Origin of the sequence: 'Cynodon dactylon' phytoplasma (assembly GCF_009268075.1) — a bacterium.
Classification (GTDB): domain Bacteria; phylum Bacillota_I; class Bacilli_A; order Acholeplasmatales; family Acholeplasmataceae; genus Phytoplasma; species Phytoplasma cynodontis.
This window is the reverse complement of sequence record NZ_VWOH01000001.1, coordinates 91,427-112,360: the sequence shown is the minus strand read 5'-3', so window position 1 is coordinate 112,360 and position 20,934 is coordinate 91,427. Positions and strand designations below refer to the sequence as shown.

Annotated in this window: 18 protein-coding genes and 3 tRNA genes; 14 read left to right on the top strand and 7 right to left on the bottom strand. The window is 19.6% G+C overall.

Annotated features, from left to right (window positions below; genetic code table 11):
* Nucleotides 1-24 precede the first annotated feature (24 nt).
* Together F1741_RS00565 and F1741_RS00560 are read right to left on the bottom strand one after the other, a co-directional pair.
* On the bottom strand, nucleotides 25-549 hold the full coding sequence (locus tag F1741_RS00565) for a DJ-1/PfpI family protein (protein WP_152309666.1): 525 nt from the start codon (nucleotides 547-549) through the stop codon (nucleotides 25-27).
* 285 nt (nucleotides 550-834) lie between these two features.
* Nucleotides 835-2,217 carry a Wadjet anti-phage system protein JetA family protein gene (locus tag F1741_RS00560; RefSeq protein ID WP_152309665.1) on the bottom strand — a complete coding sequence of 461 codons (1,383 nt, stop codon included), beginning with the start codon at nucleotides 2,215-2,217 and terminating at the stop codon, nucleotides 835-837.
* 602 nt (nucleotides 2,218-2,819) lie between these two features.
* On the opposite strand from F1741_RS00560, the gene F1741_RS00555 reads away from it, so the two are divergent.
* The 5 genes from F1741_RS00555 (at nucleotide 2,820) to F1741_RS00535 (ending at nucleotide 8,151) form a co-directional block, all read left to right on the top strand.
* Entirely contained in the window at nucleotides 2,820-3,422 is a 603-nt protein-coding gene (locus F1741_RS00555; protein ID WP_152309664.1) for a nitroreductase family protein, read from the top strand.
* A gap of 127 nt (nucleotides 3,423-3,549) precedes the next feature.
* Nucleotides 3,550-4,458: a DegV family protein gene (locus tag F1741_RS00550; protein ID WP_244609556.1), complete on the top strand. Its 909-nt coding sequence runs from the start codon at nucleotides 3,550-3,552 to the stop codon at nucleotides 4,456-4,458.
* Between the two features lie 21 nt (nucleotides 4,459-4,479).
* Nucleotides 4,480-5,232 (top strand): CCA tRNA nucleotidyltransferase, encoded by a 753-nt coding sequence (locus F1741_RS00545; RefSeq protein ID WP_152309663.1) that lies wholly within the window; start codon nucleotides 4,480-4,482, stop codon nucleotides 5,230-5,232.
* Between the two features lie 307 nt (nucleotides 5,233-5,539).
* Nucleotides 5,540-5,881 (top strand): hypothetical protein, encoded by a 342-nt coding sequence (locus F1741_RS00540; RefSeq protein ID WP_152309662.1) that lies wholly within the window; start codon nucleotides 5,540-5,542, stop codon nucleotides 5,879-5,881.
* Nucleotides 5,882-7,206: 1,325 nt separating this feature from the next.
* Nucleotides 7,207-8,151 carry an HD domain-containing protein gene (locus F1741_RS00535; RefSeq protein WP_152309661.1) on the top strand — a complete coding sequence of 315 codons (945 nt, stop codon included), beginning with the start codon at nucleotides 7,207-7,209 and terminating at the stop codon, nucleotides 8,149-8,151.
* Nucleotides 8,152-8,179: 28 nt separating this feature from the next.
* Here the strand turns inward: F1741_RS00535 and F1741_RS00530 are convergent, their stop codons facing one another.
* The gene (locus F1741_RS00530) at nucleotides 8,180-9,937 is read right to left on the bottom strand and encodes an ATP-binding cassette domain-containing protein (protein WP_152309660.1); all 1,758 of its coding nucleotides are present in this window, start codon (nucleotides 9,935-9,937) and stop codon (nucleotides 8,180-8,182) included.
* Nucleotides 9,938-10,303: 366 nt separating this feature from the next.
* Here F1741_RS00530 and F1741_RS00525 point away from each other — a divergent pair, with 366 nt between their 5' ends.
* Nucleotides 10,304-10,606, top strand: a complete 303-nt coding sequence (locus tag F1741_RS00525) for a thioredoxin family protein (RefSeq protein WP_152309659.1) — start codon at nucleotides 10,304-10,306, stop codon at nucleotides 10,604-10,606.
* 50 nt (nucleotides 10,607-10,656) lie between these two features.
* The gene (truB, locus tag F1741_RS00520; protein ID WP_152309658.1) at nucleotides 10,657-11,517 is read left to right on the top strand and encodes a tRNA pseudouridine(55) synthase TruB; all 861 of its coding nucleotides are present in this window, start codon (nucleotides 10,657-10,659) and stop codon (nucleotides 11,515-11,517) included.
* A gap of 2 nt (nucleotides 11,518-11,519) precedes the next feature.
* Here the strand turns inward: truB and F1741_RS00515 are convergent, their stop codons facing one another.
* The 4 genes from F1741_RS00515 to F1741_RS00500 form a co-directional block, all read right to left on the bottom strand.
* Nucleotides 11,520-12,392: a deoxyribonuclease IV gene (locus F1741_RS00515; protein ID WP_152309657.1), complete on the bottom strand. Its 873-nt coding sequence runs from the start codon at nucleotides 12,390-12,392 to the stop codon at nucleotides 11,520-11,522.
* Entirely contained in the window at nucleotides 12,376-13,482 is a 1,107-nt protein-coding gene (locus tag F1741_RS00510; RefSeq protein ID WP_152309656.1) for a DEAD/DEAH box helicase, read from the bottom strand. The genes F1741_RS00515 and F1741_RS00510 overlap by 17 nt, the downstream gene beginning before the upstream one ends.
* Nucleotides 13,483-13,541: 59 nt before the next feature.
* A complete protein-coding gene (locus F1741_RS00505) occupies nucleotides 13,542-13,961 on the bottom strand; it encodes a transcription antitermination factor NusB (protein WP_244609555.1) in 420 nt (139 codons plus the stop codon).
* 119 nt (nucleotides 13,962-14,080) lie between these two features.
* Nucleotides 14,081-14,728 (bottom strand): superoxide dismutase, encoded by a 648-nt coding sequence (locus tag F1741_RS00500; RefSeq protein ID WP_152309654.1) that lies wholly within the window; start codon nucleotides 14,726-14,728, stop codon nucleotides 14,081-14,083.
* Nucleotides 14,729-15,042: 314 nt separating this feature from the next.
* On the opposite strand from F1741_RS00500, the gene F1741_RS00495 reads away from it, so the two are divergent.
* The 7 genes from F1741_RS00495 to cysS all read left to right on the top strand — a co-directional run bounded on the left by F1741_RS00495 (nucleotide 15,043) and on the right by cysS (nucleotide 20,906).
* Nucleotides 15,043-15,118, top strand: a tRNA-Glu gene (locus F1741_RS00495).
* 1,269 nt (nucleotides 15,119-16,387) lie between these two features.
* Nucleotides 16,388-16,464 (top strand) — tRNA-Pro (locus F1741_RS00490).
* A gap of 9 nt (nucleotides 16,465-16,473) precedes the next feature.
* Nucleotides 16,474-16,548 (top strand) — tRNA-Gly (locus F1741_RS00485).
* Nucleotides 16,549-17,202: 654 nt separating this feature from the next.
* Nucleotides 17,203-17,700 (top strand): 50S ribosomal protein L13, encoded by a 498-nt coding sequence (gene rplM, locus F1741_RS00480; RefSeq protein WP_152309653.1) that lies wholly within the window; start codon nucleotides 17,203-17,205, stop codon nucleotides 17,698-17,700.
* A gap of 5 nt (nucleotides 17,701-17,705) precedes the next feature.
* A complete protein-coding gene (gene rpsI / locus F1741_RS00475; RefSeq protein ID WP_152309652.1) occupies nucleotides 17,706-18,098 on the top strand; it encodes a 30S ribosomal protein S9 in 393 nt (130 codons plus the stop codon).
* 77 nt (nucleotides 18,099-18,175) lie between these two features.
* Nucleotides 18,176-19,516 carry a glutamate--tRNA ligase gene (gene gltX, locus F1741_RS00470; protein ID WP_152309651.1) on the top strand — a complete coding sequence of 447 codons (1,341 nt, stop codon included), beginning with the start codon at nucleotides 18,176-18,178 and terminating at the stop codon, nucleotides 19,514-19,516.
* Between the two features lie 64 nt (nucleotides 19,517-19,580).
* A complete protein-coding gene (gene cysS, locus F1741_RS00465; protein WP_152309650.1) occupies nucleotides 19,581-20,906 on the top strand; it encodes a cysteine--tRNA ligase in 1,326 nt (441 codons plus the stop codon).
* The last annotated feature ends 28 nt before the right edge of the window (nucleotides 20,907-20,934 follow it).

Below are 20,934 nucleotides of genomic sequence, written 5' to 3'. Positions count from 1 at the left end.
AAATAAAAACCCAACAAGTTGTATTTATATAATTAGTTTTTTTATTAAATGTTCAGCAAATTGAAAAACTGTATCTGGAGAACGAGAAGTGATTAAATTATCACTAGTGATAGCTTTAGATAAAGGACAATATATTCCATCAATATATTTTTCATATCCTGGATAACAAGTAAATTTTTTGTTTTTTAATAAACCTATTTTTCCTAAAAAAGAAGGTGCAGCACATATAGCTCCTATAACTTTTTTATTTTGAGAAAAATATTTTATTATGTTGAATAAGTTTTTTAGATATGATTTATTTTCTTCTAAAAACAATTCTTGAACGTAAGGTCCTCCAGGTAAAATTAAAAAATCATATTTATCATTATTGAGATTTAATTCTGTTGTTAAAATATCTGTTTTGATTTTTAGTTTTGTTGAAGATGTTACATTTAAATTTGGATTGGGTGTTGCAGTTTTAACTTTTATATTTGATTTGATTAAAACTGCTCTTGTTACTATCGCTTCGCAATCTTCGAAGTTGTTATGTAAAACCATTAATCCTTTCATAATAAATATTTTTTTATATTAATTTAATTTTTGATAAATTAATTTAATTGGTAAAATCAAATATATTTAAATTAAAATTTATCATAATTTATCAAAAATTTATTTTATATAATCCTTTCTTATTTCAAATTAAATTAAGTTTAATTTTATTATTACATTAAAAATATTTTCAAATATATTTTTATAATAGATTTATTTTTGAAATACTTATAAAAAAATATTCATAAAAAAAATCTTACATTAGTAATTTTATCATTTATTATTTTTTTTTAAAAAAAAACTATTTTATTTTTTAAAAATTAGAAAATCATAAAATTTGACTTTTTTACAATATACTTTTTTATTTAAACGTTTGATTTTATAATTATTTTTTTCTTTTGTAGAATGGGAATAAAGATAAATTAAAATTAATCTAGTTATATTTTTGTTATTTTCTAAATTTATATCTGATGCTTTTAAAGGATTTTTTGTTTTTAATATTTTTTCTACGAAGATATTAATATTTTGTTTGTTATAGAAATAATCTTTATTTAAAAAAATATCTTTCTTTTTTTTTATATTTTTTTCTATTTTTGAATTTATTTGTATTAAAGGACTTATATTTATTTCTCTTTTACAAAATCTAGGTTTGTATAGAGACATTTTATCTAAATTTCTAATATATTGAAAATGAAAAAATTTTTGATATTCTATTTTGTTTTCAAAAATAATTTTAATAATAAAATTTAAAATATTTTTAGAATTATCTCTAAGATTATTGAAAAATAATATTTTTTCACAAGCTTTTTGTAAATATTGTTCGTTTTTTTTATCTATAATTTCTATTAATTTATCAATTTTCATAAAATTTTGTTTTATATTTTCTATTTCGAAATTTATTGTTTCTGAAGCTTTTGAAAATGAAATATTATTAATTTTTAATAATTCTGTGTATAGAAAATTATTATATTCTTTGTTTTTTTGAATTTTTTCTAAAAAAAAATTTATTTTTCTTTTATATTTGAAAAAATTATCATTTGTTTTTAACGAATAATATGAATAATCAAAAAAATTTTTTTTATAATCTAATAATAATTGTTCTAATATTTCTTTAATATTGTTTTTAAAACTAATATTTAACAATTGATGATAAAAACGATAAATATTTGCTTTTAAAATTTGTAATTTAATAATTAAATTTTGTGTTTTTAAAATAACTTCATGAAATGTTGCATAATTTTTTTCGATTAAAAAAAATTTTAATAAAGAATAAATACTATAAATATCTCCTATAGATTCTTTTTTTATATCATTTAGTGTTTTTTTAAAAAAGTTTATCATTTCTAAACTATAATCGAAAAAATTTAAGTTTATAGTACTATGGTTAATTCGTTCTTCTCCTAGCCAACCATTTTTTTTTAACATATAAATAATTTTAAACGCTTTTTGTCTATTATTAATAATTACTTCTTTATTATAATTTTCATCTTCTAATATAAGATCAGATTTATTATTAAAATAATTTTCTAAGGCTTTAATAGCTACATTTTTATCAATATGAGAATATTCTGTTTGATTCAGTAATTTTTCTAAAATAAGTAAACAATCAACATAAATATTTTTATTAGTAGATGTAAGTAATTGAAAAAAATTGTTGGGTATAATTTTGAATAATTCAGATAAAGCCATATTATTTTCTATTCTAATTTTCTTTTTATTTTTTTTTAATTAGTAAATGAATAATATATTAATTTAAACCTTATTAAAATTAAATAATGATATTATAAAATTAATACTCTTATTTTATATTTAATTGATATTGTTGAATCAGTAAGAGAGTAAAATTTTCACTATATATTTTTTCTTAATTTAAATTTTAAATTATTTTATTATTTTTAATATTTATTTTTTTATTTGTTTCAATATTATTTGTTTTTTATATATTTTTGTTTATAATTTAGACCAAAATATGTATATTATAGGTATACTTTATTTAGTTAATTAAATTTAAAAAAATTTTATATTTGTTTATATTTTTATTTAATTTTTTATTTATTAACTATAACTAGTATTATAACTAATTAATCATAATTAGAAACATATTATTCAAATCTATATTTAAAAACTAGATTATATTCAAAGAAAATATCGAAATATTAGATAATAATTATGAAATTATTCGAAATTGTTTCTTATATAAAAATTTTTGTTTATAATAAAATTTTAAAATTTTAAATTTAAAATGAAAATGTTAAATAAAAAATAAGTAATTAATAGGAAAAATTAGTATTATGAATATAGAAACAATAAGATGTTTTAAAAAACAACATAAAATACCTAAATATATTTGGACTAAAATTTTTAAAGAAATTCGTTATACTCCTTCTTCTTTTAATTTACAACCTTGGTTTTTTTTTGTTATTGAAAGCGAATTTAATAAAAATAAATTAAAAGAATGTTTGATAGGTAATAAAGTTCAATTAGAAACTAGTTCTGCTATGGTTTTATTATGTGGAAACATGAATAAAATAGATTTAAGTGAAAAGATTTATAATTCCAGATTAGAGAATAAAGAAATTACGATTGATCAAAAGAAATTTATATTAGAACAAATAAGAAAACAGTATAATTTTTTAGACCAAAATAGTTTAAAAAATGAACTTTTTCTAGAATTAGGTATTATTTCTCTTCATTTTATTATAGCTTCACAAGATTTAGGATATAATTGTTGTTATATTGGTGGTTGTCATTTTAATAAATTGAATAATTTATTCAATATTCCTTTTAATTATTTACCAATTATTTTAATTGCTATTGGTAAAAAAGTTGAAAGTGAAGAAATAGTTAAAAAATCTTTCAAATTAGAACCTGAAGATTTTGTTAAATTCCTATAGTCAGAAGAATTTATTAAACTTTATTAAAACATTTATTAAAAAAAAGAAATGTTGAAAATTTTATTAAAATTCATTTTTATTTTTTTATTTGAATATAAAAAAAATATACTAAGTTTGCGAGGAAAATATGCAATCATTTTCAGAAAAAGATCATAAAGATAATATAAATATAAAAGTATCTTCTATATCCACAAGTTGTTTGGATTATTATAAAGATAAACCAAAAAATATTGATTTAATAAGGATTAAAATTTTTATTGATAATAAGGAATATATAGATGGCAAAGATATTACACCATCTTATTGTTCTAAATTATTAAAAGAAAATTATAAAATTGTAATTAAGACTTCACAACCATCTTTAGGTGATTTGATTACTTATTTTAAAGATTTGTTTAAAAAAGGCTATAAAAAAGTTTTTATCCCTACTCTTTCTCCGAAACTCAGCGGAACTTACAATACTGTTGTTCAAGCTAAAAAAATTTTACAAAGAGAAGTTAAAAAATTTGAGATAATTCCTTATGATACAAATACTATTTCTTTTTCAGAAGGTTATTTTGCTATTGAAGCTGAACGTCTTTTTTCAAATGGCTTTTCAGTAGAAAAGGTGATTAAACATCTAGATTGGCTAAAAAAAAATAATACTATTTTTTTTATAGTTAATTCTTTAGACCGTCTGATTTTTAGCGGTCGTTTAAACCAAACTAAAGGTTTTTTTGGACGTTTATTTAGAATAAAACCTATTTTGCAGCTTAATGAAAATTGTGATATAAACATTATTAGTAAAAAAATACAATTGGAAAGTGCTTTTTCTTTTATTATTAAAAAAATAAAAGATTATATCGAAGGAGTTAATAAAAAAAATTTTTTAATTTATTTGCTATATGTTTTATATGAAGATAAAATAAAAGATAGTTTCAAAAAAAGTTTAGAAAAAGAGTTTCAAATAAATAATATCTTAGAAATACCTGTTTCATCATCAATATTAGCTCATTTAGGAAATAATGTAATTGGTGTAGGAATTATTAAATTTTGATATTTTTTTAGGAGTTTAAAGTTGAGTAAAAATATTTTGATTTCTGAATCTAAATATAAAATAAAAAAAAGTCAAGAATTATTAAAAATACTTAAAAAAAAAGGTTTTGAAGCTTATATAGTAGGAGGAGCAATTAGAGATTTTCTTTCTAATATCTCTTTTGATGATATAGATATTACAACGAATGCTTCAATTGAAGAAATTAAAAAAAATTTTGAATATATAAAAAAAAGTTTCAGAGAAAAATATGGTACAGTTAAAGTTTATTTTGAAAAAATTTATTTTGATATTACTTCTTATAGAAAAGAAGGTCCTTATTTAGATTATAGGCATCCTTCTTATATTTGTTTTATTTCTGATATAAAAGAAGATATTTATAGACGTGATTTCACTATTAATAGTATTTTAATGGATGAAAATAATAATTTAATTGATTATTTTCATGGTTGTGAAGATTTAAGAAAAAAAAAAATAAGAACAATTGGTGATCCTTATCAAAAATTAACTGAAGATGTTGTAAGAATGCTAAGGATTTTTTATTTACAAGCTAAATTAAATTTTGATATAGAAATTAATACTCTAAAAGTTTTAATTCAAAATATTTTTTTATTAGAAAAAATTAAAAACGAAATATTAATAGAAGAATTGAAAAAAATTTTTAGTCAAAAATATTTAAAAAAAGCTTTTTTAGACATTAAAAAAACTAATGCTATTGTTTTTTTAAGAAAATTGAAAAATTGTTTTCCTATACTTTCGGAAATTGAAAAATTATGAAAAAAATTTTAATTAATATAAATGTAATATAAAAATAATAATAATAGTAAAATTTTGTAAAATTAAATATAATAAAGACTATAATCTTATATAGTCTATTCGTTCTAATTTTTAATAATTTAATTTTATTTATTAATTGATAAAATTTATTTGGTTATTTTAATTCAATTTTATTTTGACCTGAATTATTATTTTTCTCATGAGATTAACAATTATTTAAATAGTTAAATTTTAATAAAAAATCATTACAATAACAAGATATTTTTGAGATATTTTTTTAAAAAGAAAGGATTTTTTAAAAATAAATATGAAATTTAAAATAAACAAAATGAAACACAAAAATAATTTTTTGATATTTATATTTTCTACTATTTTAGTTATTTTAATTTCTATTTTTTATCATCCAAATTATATTTTTGCAATGAATAAAAATAAAAATATTGCTGCTGTTTCTTTTTCGAGTTATCAAAAAAAAATAAGTTTAAGTTCGAATTCAAAAAAAAAAATAGTAGACATTTTAAAAAAAATAGTAGATATTTTAAGTAAGTTAGAAAATAAATTATTAGAATTAGAAGATAGAATAAATTTATATCTTATTAATAAATTTAAATTCAGAAAAATAAATGGAATAATATTTGTAAATAAATAATAATTAACCACTTATTTGATTATTTTATTTATCGAACATTATATTTTATGATATTTTATAGTTAAATTAGACCGAACCAGACTGAACTGATAGTTTCTCATGGAAGTTCTTTCCAAACATCTATAGTGTTATTCGAAATAAATTCTAAGAAGCTTAGGCAACTTTAAACATCTTTTAAAAAAGGTTACGAAATTATAACTAAAAATATTCAAACTTAGGAACTTTAAAAAGATTAAACCGTAAATCCTTTAGAAAATCTCGTCGTCTTCAACTATTAAACCGACATGTTATAAACATAAAAAAAAGCAGAATTTTAACCAACTTTTATTTTTAAAGAGAACTTAAAACAAGAATGTAATCTTATTTTCAAAAAAAACCATACCCAAGAATATGGCCCAAAAAAAGTGTACCGCGAGAAAAACTATTTTGACTGAAAAAAAAGAAATAAAATTTTTTTATTTTCTTTTTTTAAAATAGTCAAATTATTTATTAACTACTGGTATTATATCTAAAAAAAAGAAAAGTAACTATTTATGCTGACTTTTTTAAGAAAAAATTATATCAAAAATAAGTATTAGAATTAAATATAAAGTCTTATTATTTTTTATTTTCACTTAAAAAAAAATACTTGAATAATATTACACGCTTTAATAAAAAGTAATTATAAAATATAATATTAATTATTAAATGATCGGGATTATCAATTAACTAAAAAAAAAAAAAAAGAGTTTTTTTTGTCGTTATTAGAAAATATTTAAATTTTAAGTTTGAATTGTCTTTACCAATATTAGTGCTTCCAGGATGAGGTTGTCATTGTCATTTACCCATTGAAATAGCTAAAATTTATATGGGTAAAATTATTATCAAAATGGTGGAAAACAGGAATAACCATAAGATTATCTTAGGACGAACTATTTTTTAACCTTAAATACCTCTGCCAACAAAAACAAATTGAAAGATACTATTCATTCGAAACAAGACCTTTAACTATTAGAAAATATACTATCGTATTCAATCTTTTTCAGATCAATGAAAATTTAGCTTAAATATCATTTCTATTTATTGTCAAATTGGTAATACTATTCCTATTAATATTGTAAAAGCACTTTTGTCTGAATTTTTTTTTATTTTTTTAAAAATCTTTTAATTAGTAGTTGACTTTTTATTGTTTTGAGTTATGATAAGGACAGTTAAGTAAAAAATTTTAGTATTTTTTAATAAATAATTATAAAAAAAGAATAAAAAATATAGCTAAAATTTTAAAAAACGTATTTTTGTAATAGTACTATTTTGTTGAAACAGTTCAAAGAAGAGTAAAATTGATAATGTGTAAAATAAAAAAAGATTTTTTAAAAGATAAGAAAGTTGGAGAAAAATATTCCTTTATAGGAAAAATAGTTAACATTAATAAAGGAGATAATTTTTATAATGTTGATATTTTATTACCGGAAAAATTCGTAATAAATATTAAAATAGAAGATTTTGCAGAAAAAATTTTTAAAGAGAGAATTTATTTTTTTGAAACTATTTATTCATTAGAAAAAGAAAAAAAATTTTTTGTATCTATTAAAAATTGTTTTATTGAAAAAATTTTTGATTTAGATAAAATTTATAAGTTTTATTCATATTTTTTCCCTTGTTCACTTATTTCTTTTAATAATATAGGCTCAAAAATAGAATATTTTTTGTCTTTAATCAAAAATAAAATTTTATTTCAAATTACTTCTAATTTATATAAAAAAAATAAAAATAAATTTTTAATAACTCCAGCAGCTTTTAAAATGCATCATGTTTATTATGGAGGATTAGGATATCATACTTTAAGTATGTTAGAAATGTCTGAAGTTTTCTTAAAAAAATATTCATACTTAAATGCTGATTTAATTTATTCTGGTATTATATTACATGATATGGCTAAAGTTAGTGAATTTAATTTTGAGGAAAAAGTTTATAATAAGGAAGGTATTTTGTTAGGTCATTTAATTTTAGGTGTTAATAGTATTCATGAAGAGGCTTTGTGTTTAGGTGTTCAAGATAGTGAAGAGATTTTACTTTTAAAGCATTTACTTATTTCGCATCATGGTTTATTAGAATATGGTTCTGCTAAAAAACCCCAAATTAGTGAAGCTCTTTTGTTATGGTTTTTAGATGATATTGATTCTAAAATGAATACTTTGGGTGAAAAATTAGAAGAAATAAAAAAAGGTACTTTTACAGAACCTTTAAATGTTTTATCAAAAAAATGTTTTTATAAACCTGATTTAATTTAATTTTGTGATTTCATCATTTTATTTTAGTTTAGTTTAATTTATGATTCTTTTTTTTTATACGAGATAAAAAGAATGTTATTAAATTTGCAAGAAATAAAATTAAAAATAAACACATAAATATACTTATTATTAAGTTTATTATTCTATATAATGGTTTTAGAGAAAAAAAGTTAATTATGAAATCAGCATTATTGTATGACCAAATATTTTTTATTGTTTGGAACAAAGAACAAGAAGATAATTCTAAATTGTTAAAAAAATCGTTAACTTCAAATATTGAATTTATTTGCTGATTTTTGTATTTTTGAAGAACAAACAAAATTTTTGGTCCAATTGATTCTAACCATATTTGATGTTCACTCAAATTTTCTTTATTTATAAAGTATTTATATTTTATTAGATATTTTTCTAAAGGAAAATAAGATGTTAAATAATTAAAAAATTTAATCTCTTCGGTATTTTGATAATAAAAGATAGGTAAGGCTATCGAACAATAAAATAAAATAAATAATATATGTACAATTGATATAAATATACTAAAAAAAAGGGATTCTATAAGAAATATTTTTATAATAGTAAAAATGTTTCCTCCCATATACTGAATAGTTTTAATTTCTTCTTCTTTGTTATTGGATAATACAATAAAAAAACTGTTTAATATAAGACAAGTGTAAAATAATTTTAAAGATTTCATTACAAATGTAGAATCCATGTTTTGTGTTTTAAGTGAACTTGCTATTTTTTCTAAAAGAGTTTGAAGAAAAAATTTTTTTTGATAAAAAGCGTAAGTTTTAATATTTATAGCAAATTGAGAATATGGAAAAAGTACAAAAAATAATATTATAAATACAAACAAACTATTAAGTTTTCTTTTTCTCCAAAAACTTCTTGAAATTATTTTACAGATACTTCGGAATTTTAAATTACTTGGTTTTAATTTAATTTTTTTGAAATAATTAGTATCTGTATAATCTTTTTTTTCTTTTGTTTCTTCAAATAAATTTTCATTTAATTTAAGATATAATTCATAAAAATTATTATCTATATTTTCTTGAATTGATTTTTTGATTTTATCATTTATTTCTTTTTGTTCAATATTACTTAATTCTTTTTTTGTGATATCTTTTTTTATACAACTATTTTCTATTTCTATTATACGATCTGAATATTCATAAGCATTTAATAAATTATGAGAAATAATTATTACTAGTTTTTCTTTTGATATTTCCTTAAATTTATTTAGAATTTTTTGGCTTGATTTTTCATCTAAATTTGATGTAGGTTCATCAGCTAATACAATATCAGAATCTTTTAAAAGAGCACGTATAATACCTATTCTTTGTTTTTGTCCTCCGGATAATTGTTCTACTTTTGTATTTTTCAATTCAATATCTAAATCAAATTCTTTAAAAAGAGAATTGATAAATGTTTCTTCTATTTTTTTTCCTTGTAGTTCTGCTCCTAAAATTATATTGTCGTAAACAGTTAAATGTTCTATTAAATTATTATCTTGAAATGAAAAAGCTATCATACCGTTTCTATAATCATCTATCTTTTTTTGTTGAAAATTAGATATCAGAATATTGTTAACGTATAATTCTCCATAGCTTATTTTTTCTAATCCTGATATAATTTTAAAAAGAGTAGTTTTTCCAGAACCTGATTTTCCATAAATAAATATTATTCCTTTATTTGGTAAATTAAGTGAAATTTGGTCTAAAGCAATTTTTTTTTTTTTGGTTTTTTGATCAAAATATATTTTGCTTACTTTTTTTAATTTAATCATTTTTTTTACTTGCCATTCTATTTTATGATTTTATTAGTATATTTTTAAATTAGACTAAAAAATTATATTTTTTAATTATATAAAATATTAATAAATAAAAATATTATTTTAAAAATTAAAAAATTTTTTTAAATAATTATTAAATTTCATTAATATAACTAATATAGTTGTTTATTTATATCAAGTCCATTCAATCAAATATTTTAAATAAATTTATGAAATTCAATATATAATGAATATATAAAAAAACATTTAAAAAATAAAAAAAATAACAATTATCTTATCATTATATACAAAATATTAAAATTATGTGATTTTTAATTTAATTTAATTCAAAAAAAATTATATTTAAAGGGGTTTTAGTTAATGGAAAATAATAAAATAGATTTAAAAAAAATTATTATTTCTAATGAAAATGTTTTGTTAGATTTTTTTGCTTCTTGGTGTTCTCCTTGTATTCAGTTAATGCCTATTTTAAAAAAAATAGAAGAAAAAAGAACTGATATAAAAATAGTTAAAATTGATGTTGATTTGTATCAAGATTTAGTTTTTACAAATAATATTAAAAGTTTTCCTACTCTAATTTTATATAAAAAAGGAAAGGAAATTAATAGACAAATAGGTTATTGTTCTTTTGAAAAATTATTAAATTTTATTGATCAAAAGTAATTTATTTTATTTTTTTAAATTTTGAAAAGGTTGTATGGTTTTTATATTTTATGAATGGTTTTTTTTTGGTTTATAAAAAAAAAGGAATTACATCTCATGATACTATTAGACAAATAAAAAAAAAATTTAATTTAAAAAAAGTTGGACATACAGGAACTTTAGATCCTTTTGCTGAAGGGCTTTTGATTGTTTTGGTAAACAATTTTACTAAATTATCTTTTTTATTTGAAAAATTACACAAAAGTTATGAAGGTATAATGGTTTTTAATAAAAATTACGATACTTTAGATATTACAGGAAAATTAATAAATGAGAATTTTGATATTATTTTGAATTTAGATATGATTCAAAAAAGTTTTAATTTTTTTCATCAAAAGAAGTATTTACAAATACCTCCTATGTATTCTGCTGTTAAAATTAGAGGTCAAAAAATGTATAATTTAGCTAGAAAAGGAATTAAAATAGATATTCCGCCTAAAGAAGTCCATATTTATGAATTAAAGATATTATCTTTTTTTTTAAAAAATCAAGTTTATTTTTATTCTAAAGTTTCAAAAGGGACTTATATTAGAAGTTTAGTAAGAGATATAGCTGCACAAATGAATACTTATGGATTTTTAAAAAAATTAGTGAGGGTTTGTATAGGGGAATATTGTTTGAAAAAATCTAAGTGTTTATTTACAATCTCAAAAGAAGATTTGATTGATGAAAAAGAATTTTTTAAAAATTGTTTGAAAATTATTTTAAGTAGTTATTTAATTAAATTAGTTAGAAATGGTATTTATTTAGATTATAGACAGATAAAAACATATAAACCTTTTATTGTTTTAGATGAGAATTATAAATGGATTGCTTATTATGAGCCTATAAAAAATAATAAATATCATTATTGTCCAAAATTTTTTTTCTAGTTTCATTTTTTTAGATTATAATTAAATTTTTTTTTTTTAATCATATCTATTTCTTCTTTATAAGGTGGATATCCATTTATAAATGGTGTTTCTAGTATTTTTGGTAATTTTATAAATTTAGGTTCAAAAATTATTTTGATTAAAGCATCAAAACCTATTTTTCCAAAACCAATATTTTCATGGCGATCTTTTTTACTACCTAAATAATTTTTAGAATCATTAATATGAAAAACATTCAAATATTCAAAACCAATTATAGAATTAAATTCATTCATTACTAATTCAAAATTATTTTTTATATCATAACCTGAATCAAAAACATGACAAGTATCAAAACAAACTGAAATTCTTTTTTTATTTTCAATTAAATTTATGATATCTTTAATTTCTTCGAAACAATAACCTATTTCGTTTCCTTTTCCAGACATAGTTTCTAAAGCTATTTTTGTTTTAATCAGAGGAGTGTTTTTTATTATTTGATTTATGCCTTCTGATATCCATTTTATTGATTCTATTCTATTTTGATTAATAGCGTTTCCAGGATGTAAAACCATTGTTGTGATTTCCATTTTGGAAAATCTCAAAATTTCTTGAGTTAAAAAATCAATAGAAAATTGCCTTTTTTTTAATATAGGATTAGCTAAGTTTACTATATAAGGAGCATGACCTATTAAATCATTTATATCAATATTATTTTTTTTAATTTCTTTTATAGTTTGTTTGATATTTGTTTCATTTAAATTTACTCTTATTGTGTTTTGAGGAGCTCCAGTATAAATCATAAAGGTATTAGAATCAAAATATAAAGCTTCCCTTAAAGAACCTAAATATAATAAAGGTTGTTTAAAAGAAACATGACTACCAATTTTTATCATTTTTTTGCGACTTTCTTAATGAAATTTTTTTAAATTTTATATTGTTTTTTTTTTCTATTTTCAATAAAAGTTCTTTTTCTTTTTGCTCGTAAAATAATATAACATTACCTTCTTTACCCATTCTACCTGCACGACCACTTCTATGTTTAAAAAAATCTAAGTTTTTATTTGGTAAATCATAATGTATAATCCAAGAAATATCTTTAATGTCTAATCCTCTAGATGCTATATCAGTAGTAACAATATATTGATATTTGTTTTTTTTAATCTCTATTATTTTTCTTCTTCTTTCTTTTACTGACAAATAAGAAGAAAAATCCAAAACATTCATTTTTTTATTTTTTAGTATTTTATATACATATGGTTGTTCTTTTTTTTTGGATATAAAAATAAAAGCTAAGAATGGGTTTATTTTATACAAAAAAAACAATAAATCTTTTAAACGATTTTTTTCACTACTTTCTACTGCGTAAAAATTTAAATTTAATTTACTTTTATTATTAACATCAATAAAAATCGATTTTCCAAAATGTTTATTTATGAAAGATTTCATGTTTTTGGTTAAAGAAGCTGATAAAAGTAAAATTTTAGGTTTCCATTTTGACAACAAATTTTTTATTAAAGGTAAAGATTTTTGCTCAAAAAACATATCAGCTTCATCTAAAATAAAAAAAGAAGATTTATGTATATTTATCTTTTTTAGTATATAAACATACTCAAATAGTTTATTCAAAGTAGCAATAATAATTATGGGCTGTTTTTTGTCGAGCTGTGAATTTGTTTTTATTTTGTTCATTCCACCAAAAAAAATTTTTATTTTATTTTTTTGATTTTCTATTTTTGTTATCATTTCGAATATTTGAAAAACTAATTCATTTGTTGGAACTACTATAACAGCTTGGACAATGTCTTTGTTCCATTTTATTTTGCTTAAAATAGGTAATAAATAAGCATGTGTTTTTCCAGTTCCTGTTGGGGATATACATACTAAATTTGATTTTGTTTCAAAATTTTTAAAAATTTCTTTTTGTATAGGTGTTATTTGTTTAAAATTTAATTTTTCTATTTTTTCTTGTATGTATTTTTCCATTTTTTTCACTTATTTTTTTTATTTATTAATAATCAATTACTAAATAAAAAAATGAGTAATTAATATTTAATTATAAAATCATTTTTATTTTTTTTTATATATTCATAGATAAGATGTAAAACTTTATTATTAAATTTATGTTGTTTTTGGTTATCTAATGAAGAATATTCTTTAGTTATTTCAATAGCTTCATTAATAATCAACTTATGTGATCTTTTTCTTTCTAATAATTCCATAGTGGCAAATCTTATTATTGCTTTATCTACCTTATTTAATCTATTTATTTTGTAATTGTATAAATTTTTTTTAATTATGCAATCAATTAATTTAATGTTTTTAATTATATTCTTAAATAAATTAATATTTGGTAAAATGTTTTTATTTTTGTTTTTTAGTTCATCTTGATAAAAATCATATTGATATAAGCTTTTGATAATATCTATTTTTTTTTTTTCTATATTTCTAATATAAATACACACATTAATTTCTTTCTTTAGTTAAATAAAATGAATAAAATCAGTTTAAAATTCAAATCGAATTATAAAATTTTAATAAATTAAAACTAAAAAAACTGGAATATTTACTATATTATATTAATTTATACTTCTTTGGATATTTCAATATTTTCAAAAAATGGTTTTTCTATATTTTGTGATGCTTGAATCCAATTTATAATATTAAAAAATGCTTCTATATAGTCTATTCGACGATTTTGATAAGAAAGATAATAAGCATGTTCCCAAACGTCTAAACCTATTATGGGGTTTCCTATATTTAATACTGTATCTTGATTTTTTGTTGAAATAATTTTAAGTTTATTTTGTAAATCTGAAATTAGCCATACCCAACCACTACCAAAAAGTTTTTGAGCTTCTTTAGAAAATTTATCTTTAAAATTTTCTAAGCTTTGAAAATTAATATTTATTAATTGTTTTAATTTTTGAGAAGGTTTATTTTCGCTATCTCTTTTTTTTAATATTTTCCAAAAAAATATATGATTTAAATATCCTCCTCCATTATTTTGGATAGATGTTTTTATATCTTCAGGTATTAGAATAGGTTTTTTTAACATAGTTCTTAAATCATCTTTTAAATTAGGATATTTTTCTAGAGACATATTTAAATTATTAAAATAGTTTCTATGATGTTTTTCATAGTGTAATTCCATAGTTTTTTTATCTATAAAAGGTTCTAATTCATTAAATTCATAATCTAATTTTGGTAAATAATATATTTTTTTTTTCATAAAACCTCATCTTTTATTATTAAAAATTATAAGTTTAATATTATTATTTTTTTCTATTTAATTTCTACACTAACTGTTGGTAATTATAACATTTTATATTTTTAATAACAAGTTTGTTTATTGATTTAATTTTGTTGATTTAATATTTAATAAAAGATAAAAATTTGAAATTAAAAAAACTTGATAATATATTGTTTAGATTAATTTTTTTATGATAAAATTAATTGTGTTATAATTTTATTACAAAATTTATTATTTTATTATGATATTGTGATGTAAACATAACTTAATTTTAGTAATATTAATATGTATATGGCCCGTTGGAGAAATGGTTAACTCACATGCCTTTCACGCATGCATTCACGGGTTCGAATCCCGTACGGGTCACCAAATTTTATTCAAAAAAAATTAACACCCATAGCTTAATTGGAGGGCGCTAGTTCGAGCATAAATTTAAAGAAGATTAACTTACTAAATTGGATAAATTTCAAAAAAAGGCACTTCTCTTCTTATGATAATGGAAGAACTCGATAGACTTACCTTAATATTTGAAAAAATATAAGGGAAAATAGCATGTCTAAAAAATATTTGTTAAAATTTGTAAAGTTAAAAAATTAGATATAAATAGATGATATAATAGATAATAAATGAGAATGTATTTAAAATTAAAATATTTTGTAATTTATTAAATTAAGAGTAGTTATATAGAATTAAAAAAAATTTAATTATATGAAAATTTTTTTATCACTTATTTTTCATTTGATTTTTTATTTATGATTTATTTTAATTTATTTTTTTAAGTTTTTATAATTTTAGCAATATCAAAGAGAAAATAAAAAAAGGTTTAATATTATAAAAATAATGTGAAGAGCGAAGAATGAAGGTTTTATAAAGCTAACCTTTAAATATTTATTTTTAAATTTAATTATATTTTAAATATTTAAAACAAGAAAACATAATTATTTGTCCAATAATATTTATGATTATCAACAAAATTAAATTTATAAATATTTAATTTAGTAAAATATTTCTTGTTTCAAGAGAAATTTTTTTTGGTAATTCTCTATTGTAAGACTCAAACCGATATTTATTAATTCGCCTATTAATTTATAGCTACCTAGGAAGGCCTAAGATCTTTTTATTAAACGATATAACTAGTTTAATAATTAAAATCAAGATTATGGCTGCAGAGCTGACATAGTAGTCGTAGGAGTTATGACCTACCAAGGAAAAGAGAAAACTCTTTACAAGGCGAAGGAAGGCAGAGAGAAAAATTCTTTTATTCAAAAATAGAGATACATCTTAAAAAAGAAAAATGATATAAGTTGTTTATAGATAGCTAGTATAAACTTATTTCTTTCTTTAAAATGAAAGTTATTTTTTTTTTAGATTTCTTTATTTCAAAATAATATTTGAAGAATTAGTATCTAAACTTTTAAAAAGTAGTTAATTTTAAAGGTTGAACTTGGAAAGCCGGATGCATGGAGACATGCCTGTCCGGTTTGGGTAGGGGCTCGTTACTAAATTATAATTATTTTTTGAAATATATTTATTTAGTATCGTTTCTATCTACATTAGAGCATCTGACTACGGATCAGAAGGTTAGGGGTTCGAGTCCTCTTGGGTGTGCCATTTTTTTATTTTTTTGTTTTTTTTATTCGGGAAGTAGCTTAGCTTGGTATAGCGCCTGGTTTGGGACCAGGAGGTCGCAGGTTCGAATCCTGTCTTCCCGACCATTTTTAAACGCGAGTGTCGTATAATGGTTATTACCCTAGCCTTCCAAGCTAGAGATGTGGGTTCGATTCCCATCATTCGCTCCATTATATTTTTTTATTATAAATTTTAATATTAAGAAAGTTTTATTGTTTTTTTATTATCTTAGTTAATTATAAAATTGACATTTTTGTTTTTTTTTATAGACTTGTGTTAAGGATTTAATATTTATTTTTTTATATTTTTGTCATTTTTTATTTTAAGTTTTTTTATTTTAAGTTCTTAAATTATTTATAATTATTTATAATAATAAACTATTGTTTCAGTAATTTTTTTGATAAACTCAGTTGAGTATATTTGTATGTTGATTTATAATCAAATTGAAGAGGTATATTATACAGGCATATATTAACTTAATTATTGTAAATAATTATAAATAATTAAAATTAAATTAATTGTTAAAATTCAAAAGAATCAAAATAAAACTTAATTCTTTAAAAAATAAATTTAAAAATTTAAATATATTGATTTATATTAAGTTTATGATATTTTAAAAACAATATGGTATATAAATTAATAATTATTAAAAATTTTAATATGAAAATATAACATAAAATGGAAATATAACATAAAATGGAGTATCAATATTAAATATTGATATATATTAATTGTAAATTTTATTTTGTTTTTTTTATTATGATAAATATTTTAAAATTAATTTATTTTAATCAAAAACATAGTAAGGAATTTAGTGTTTAATTATGAAAGAGAATGAAAAAAAAATAATAACTAATAGAACTAATAGAGAAAAAAAAGATAAAGATAACAGTAACAAGACTATTTCGATTAATAAACAAAAAGTGTCTAGAAAATGGTATTTAATTGATGTTAAAAATAAAATATTAGGAAGAGTTTCTACTAAAATAGCTTCTATTTTAAAAGGAAAATTAAAAACATCTTATACACCAAATATCGATAATGGAGACTATGTTATTGTAATAAATGCGTCTCAAATTAGGCTCACAGGAAAAAAGTGGAAACAAAAAAATTATTATAGACATTCTGGCTATCCAGGAGGTTTAAAAACAGTTAACGCTTTAGAATTAATGAATAAATTTCCTATTCGTATTTTAGAAAAGTCTGTTTTTGGTATGTTACCGCATACTAAATTAGGAAATCAAATGCGTAAAAAATTATTTGTTTATCCTTATGAATCTCATAAGCAAAAATCACAAAATATAACTGTTTTAGAGGTATAAATAAAATGAATAAAATTCAGTATTTTGGAACTGGCAGAAGAAAAACTTCAATAGCAAGAGTTATTCTTACTTTAGGCCAAGGGAACATTTTAATTAATAATAGACATTTAGAAAATTATATTCCTTATTATGAAACTCGTCTAGAAACTATCAAACCTTTAAAATTAACACAAACTGACAGTAAATATGATGTTATTGTAAATGTGCATGGCGGTGGAATAACATCTCAGTCAGGAGCTATTAGATTAGGTATTGCAAGGTCTTTAATCAAAATAGAACCACAATTAAGAACAATTTTAAAAAAAGCTGGTTTATTAACTAGAGATTCTCGTTGTGTAGAACGTAAGAAATATGGATTGAAAAAAGCACGTCGTGCTCCTCAATTTTCTAAACGTTAGTGTTATTAAAAAGTCTTTTGTTAAGATTCAAAATGACTTTTTAATTTTTTTTAAAAAAAAAGGAGTTTTATTTTAAAATGAATAAAAAAATAAGAGTTCGTTATGCGCCTAGTCCTACAGGTTTTTTACATATTGGTAATGCTCGAACTGCTTTATTTAATTATTTATTCGCTTCTCACTATAAAGGAGATTTTATTATCAGAATTGAAGATACTGATTTAAATAGAAATATAGAAAGTAGCGAACAAAATCAATTAGACAAACTTAAGTGGTTAGGCATTAACTGGAAAGAAGGTCCTGATTGTGGAGGTTCATTAGGACCTTATAGACAATCTGAAAGATTAAATATTTATTTAAAATATGCTCAATTATTAATAGATAAAAAAAAAGCTTATAAAGAATATAAAAAAGAAAATTCTGATGTTTTTGTTATTCGTTTTCGTGTCCCTTCAAATAAGAAATATGAATTTAATGACTTAGTAAGAGGTAGTTTATCTTTTGAAAGTGAAGAAATAGAAGATTGGATTTTGATTAAGGAGAATGGATTCCCTACTTATAATTATGCTGTTGCTATAGATGATCATTTAATGAATATTACACATATTCTTAGAGGTGAAGAACATATAACTAATACTCCAAAACAAATTATGATATATGAATCTTTTGGTTGGTCTATTCCTTTTTTTGGTCATATTTCTTTAATTTTAAATGAGAATAGAAAAAAAATAAGCAAAAGAGATTCTAACAACATATTACAATTTATTCAAAATTACATTGATATGGGTTATTTACCAAAAGCATTATTTAATTTTTTATCTTTACTAGGTTTTTCACCTCAAACCCAAAAGACTATTTTAGAACCAAATGAATTAATTGATTTATTTGATATAAAAAGGATTAGTAAGTCGCCAGCTATTTTTGATCATAAGAAATTATCTTTTATTAATAGTCAGTATATAAAAAAAATGCCTTTGTCAGAATTATTTAATATAGTAGATGTTTTTTTTCAAAAAGAAAATATTTTTTTAGAAAAAGAGTTTTTAAAAAATTTGATTCTTCTTTTTCAAGAAAGAATAAGTTATATTAAAGAAATAATATATTTATATAATGAATTTTTTGTTAAAGAAAAAAAAATAGATTTAAAAGATATTTTATTCATTAAAAATAAAATAAATTTTAACTATTTAAGACAATTATATGATATGTTATCTGGTTTAAAAAAATTTGATATAGATAAAATTAATGAAATAATTCGTTTTTTTAGTCAAAAAACTCAATTAAAAGGGAAAGATTTATTTCTAATTTTAAGAATATCTTGTACTTCAAGATTTGAAGGTCCTAGTTTAGCAAATTATTTATATTTATTAGGAAAATCTAAAATTTTGAATAATATAAAAAAGATTTTATCTATTGAATAGAAATTATGATTAGAAATTAGAATATTTATCAAAATTAATAATAAATTCAGAAAAGAGAATTTTAATGTTAAGTTTTTATAATTCTTTAACTAAAAAAAAAGAAATTTTTGTTCCTATAAATAATCAAAAAGTAAATATTTATGTTTGCGGTCCTACTATTTATAATCATTTACATATAGGAAATATAAGAACTTTGATTTTTTTCGACATGTTGAAAAGATATTTGAAATTATTTTTTTCTGAAGTTAATTTAGTTGTTAACATTACTGATATTGATGATAAAATAATTCAAAAAGCTCTTGATTTAAAAATGACAGAAAAAGAAGTTGTTTTAAAATATAAAAAATATTTTTTTCTTTTATTAAAAAAATTAGAAATAAATAGTATAGATTATTTTCCTTTAGTTACAGATCATATTAAAGATATTACTAGTTATATTCAAGGACTCATTGATAAGAAATTTGCTTATTTTAGAGATGATGGTATTTATTTTAGAGTTCATTTAGTTTCTAATTATGGAATTTTAAGTAAACAAAAATTAAATAATTTAAGAAAAAATGTAAGAAAAGATAACGATAATTATAAAGAATTTGCTGAAGATTTTATTTTATGGAAAAAAACAAATTTTGGTATTAAGTATAAAAGCCCTTGGTTTGAAGGAAGGCCGGGTTGGCACACTGAGTGTGTTGTAATGATAAAAAAGTTTTTTAAAGGTGATACTATAGATATACATGGTGGTGGTAATGATTTGAAATTTCCTCATCATGAAAATGAACAAGCTCAGTTTTGGGTTAGTGAAAATAAAAAGAAATTAGCGAATTTTTTTATACATATAGGAAATGTAGAATATAAAAATCAAAAAATGAGTAAATCCTTAGGTAATGTTATTTTAGTCAAAGATTTATTAAAAAAAATACATCCTAATGTATTAAAATTATTCTTTTTGTCTTATCATTTTTTACAACCTATTAATTATAGTTGGGAATTGATAGAGAAATTTGTTGTTAAATATAATAAAATAATTTTCTTATTAAATAAAAATAATTTTCAATTTCTTTTTCATGATATTAAATGTTACGAAATAAATAATTTTTATATTGAAAAATTTCATTTGATTATTCAAAATAATTTGAATACTCCTAATGTTTTAACTTTAATAGAGAAATTATTAAAAGAAATAAACAAAATAAAAAAAGATTTATTTTGTTTATCCAAATTACAAAATACTCTTATTTATATATTGAATAATTTAGGTATTGTAATTGTTTTAAAAAAATTCACTAATGAACATATAAAAAAGTATTTTATGTGGGAAGATTACAAAAAAACAAAAAATTTTAAAAAAGCTGATTTGTTAAGAGTTTTTTTACAAAAAGAGGGGATTATTTAAATAATTTTTTGTTTAAATATTTCTCTAT

What these genes read in the sequence shown, in the direction of transcription:
- F1741_RS00565 (WP_152309666.1), bottom strand. Translation starts at nt 549, where the DNA reads ATGAAAGGATTAATGGTTTTACATAACAACTTCGAAGATTGCGAAGCG.
- F1741_RS00560 (WP_152309665.1), bottom strand. Translation starts at nt 2,217, where the DNA reads ATGGCTTTATCTGAATTATTCAAAATTATACCCAACAATTTTTTTCAA.
- F1741_RS00555 (WP_152309664.1), top strand. Translation starts at nt 2,820, where the DNA reads ATGAATATAGAAACAATAAGATGTTTTAAAAAACAACATAAAATACCT.
- F1741_RS00550 (WP_244609556.1), top strand. Translation starts at nt 3,550, where the DNA reads ATGCAATCATTTTCAGAAAAAGATCATAAAGATAATATAAATATAAAA.
- F1741_RS00540 (WP_152309662.1), top strand. Translation starts at nt 5,540, where the DNA reads ATGAAATTTAAAATAAACAAAATGAAACACAAAAATAATTTTTTGATA.
- F1741_RS00535 (WP_152309661.1), top strand. Translation starts at nt 7,207, where the DNA reads ATGTGTAAAATAAAAAAAGATTTTTTAAAAGATAAGAAAGTTGGAGAA.
- F1741_RS00530 (WP_152309660.1), bottom strand. Translation starts at nt 9,937, where the DNA reads ATGATTAAATTAAAAAAAGTAAGCAAAATATATTTTGATCAAAAAACC.
- F1741_RS00525 (WP_152309659.1), top strand. Translation starts at nt 10,304, where the DNA reads ATGGAAAATAATAAAATAGATTTAAAAAAAATTATTATTTCTAATGAA.
- truB (WP_152309658.1), top strand. Translation starts at nt 10,657, where the DNA reads ATGAATGGTTTTTTTTTGGTTTATAAAAAAAAAGGAATTACATCTCAT.
- F1741_RS00515 (WP_152309657.1), bottom strand. Translation starts at nt 12,392, where the DNA reads ATGATAAAAATTGGTAGTCATGTTTCTTTTAAACAACCTTTATTATAT.
- F1741_RS00510 (WP_152309656.1), bottom strand. Translation starts at nt 13,482, where the DNA reads ATGGAAAAATACATACAAGAAAAAATAGAAAAATTAAATTTTAAACAA.
- F1741_RS00500 (WP_152309654.1), bottom strand. Translation starts at nt 14,728, where the DNA reads ATGAAAAAAAAAATATATTATTTACCAAAATTAGATTATGAATTTAAT.
- rplM (WP_152309653.1), top strand. Translation starts at nt 17,203, where the DNA reads ATGAAAGAGAATGAAAAAAAAATAATAACTAATAGAACTAATAGAGAA.
- rpsI (WP_152309652.1), top strand. Translation starts at nt 17,706, where the DNA reads ATGAATAAAATTCAGTATTTTGGAACTGGCAGAAGAAAAACTTCAATA.
- gltX (WP_152309651.1), top strand. Translation starts at nt 18,176, where the DNA reads ATGAATAAAAAAATAAGAGTTCGTTATGCGCCTAGTCCTACAGGTTTT.
- cysS (WP_152309650.1), top strand. Translation starts at nt 19,581, where the DNA reads ATGTTAAGTTTTTATAATTCTTTAACTAAAAAAAAAGAAATTTTTGTT.